Source organism: Parendozoicomonas sp. Alg238-R29 (assembly GCF_947331445.1).
Taxonomy (GTDB): domain Bacteria; phylum Pseudomonadota; class Gammaproteobacteria; order Pseudomonadales; family Endozoicomonadaceae; genus Sansalvadorimonas.
This window is the reverse complement of sequence record NZ_CAMZOG010000198.1, coordinates 1-1672: the sequence shown is the minus strand read 5'-3', so window position 1 is coordinate 1672 and position 1672 is coordinate 1. Positions and strand designations below refer to the sequence as shown.

The following is a 1672-nucleotide window of genomic DNA, read 5'->3' as shown; positions in this document are numbered from 1 at the left end:
CTGGTCAACACCACCACGGCAGGATTTCAGAAGATTGTCGATGCCGCCTCCACAGTTATCACCACTTTTACCGTCATTGGCAATGGCGTACAGGCACTGTTCAACAGCCTCTCTTTAGTGGTTAAAGGTGCGGCGACGTTTATCACCGGAGCCATCGCACAAATCTCCAAGGCTGCAGCCACCATTGCCGGTGCCCTGGGTTTTGAAGAGCTGGAGCAGCAGGCGCAGAACTTCTCCAATGCCACCGGCGCAGTGATGCAGGCCTTCGCAGAGGGTGTGGCGAATGATGCCAACACGATCAAAAAGTCTTACACCACCATCGGTCAGGCCATCACCACAGAAACACCAAAAATTGCAGACACCCTCAAGATGGCCAAGGCCAGTATCGAGGCCACAGGTGCAGGGATTGAGGAAGCCAATAAAAAGTCAGGAGAATCCCAACAGCAGCTCACCCAAACCACGGTTGAGGAAGTCGACAAGACCAGGGAGAAACAGAAGGAACTGAAGGAGTCGGTTAAACAGACCGGGGAAGAATTGCTCAAGGCCCGGGATGCCGCAGAAGACACAAACGAGCGGTTGTCATCTGGTGGCTCTATTGCACAGGAAATGGCCAACCACTGGACCGCCCTGAAAAACGAAATGGCGGCACTGTCGCCAGCGGCACTGGAGGCTTACGAAGGTATTAACCAAGTGGCCGAGGCCGATGTACGGACACTGACCGATAATGTGGAAGCCCTGGAACACAATCTGGCTCAAACCACCGAACAAATAAGCGAAATGGGTCACGCCTTTCAGGGCACCGATACCACCGGTTTTGGCAAGTGGATGTACGACACCCGCAAATCTTCCCTGCAGGTGAAAGAGGCGTTTCTGGAACAGAAAATCGCCTTTGAAGAGTTGATGCGTTCTTACGAAAACGGAGAGATCACCGTCGAGTCCTTCGCCGGAAAAGCCAAGAAAGCCGCAGACGAACTCGACCTTCTCGACCAGCAAGATCTGGATACCATGAACAGGGCACTGGAACAGGCAGAACGCCAAATGGACAGCCTGAAGAACAGCACCCGCTCCACTCTCGAAAACCTGCAGGACGAACTCGACCGGTTGGAAGGCAACACCGCCGCCATCGAGCGCAGACGTTATGAAGCCCGGAGACGGGATCTGGAACAACAGCTCAAAGAGGCTCGTCAGTCTGGCGACTCCGGCGCGATCAATAACCTGCAAAGAGCACTGACCCTCAACAATCAGGTGTTCGACAGAAGAAGCGACCAGAGAAAAGATCAAGAGCGGGAAGAGCGGCGCAGGGAGAGGGAGAAAAGAACGACAACTGTCAACGCATCCCAAAGGAAAGCCAGCCCATCACCTTCAAAAGTCATCCGGCTGGAATACGCAGGCGGCTCTGTGGATGTGAACGTCCGGCAGGGGGATGAAGCCAAACTGCTCCGGGCCCTGAAAACCGCAGGCGGGAGGTCTATCTGATGCAATTAGGAACACTCACGCTCCCGGATAACTTTGTCTGGGCTAATGAGTTTGACTGGTCGCCGGTGGCACAGACCAGTGAACGCAGTCTCACCGGTGCACTGGTGGTTTCGGAAAGTCTGATGACTTATGGCAGACCCATCGTTTTAGGCGATGGCGAAAACAGCTGGTTGACAAGAGCGCAACTCAATGAACT

Annotated in this window: 1 protein-coding gene and 1 pseudogene; both read left to right on the top strand. The window is 54.2% G+C overall.

What is annotated here, in order from left to right; all coding sequences use genetic code 11:
• A partial coding sequence (locus QMA35_RS21560; RefSeq protein WP_281649192.1) for a hypothetical protein occupies nt 1–1476 on the top strand: 1476 nt, incomplete at its 5' end.
• A pseudogene (locus QMA35_RS21555) lies at nt 1476–1672 on the top strand (hypothetical protein); the annotation flags it as partial. The gene QMA35_RS21560 and the pseudogene QMA35_RS21555, both read left to right, overlap by 1 nt.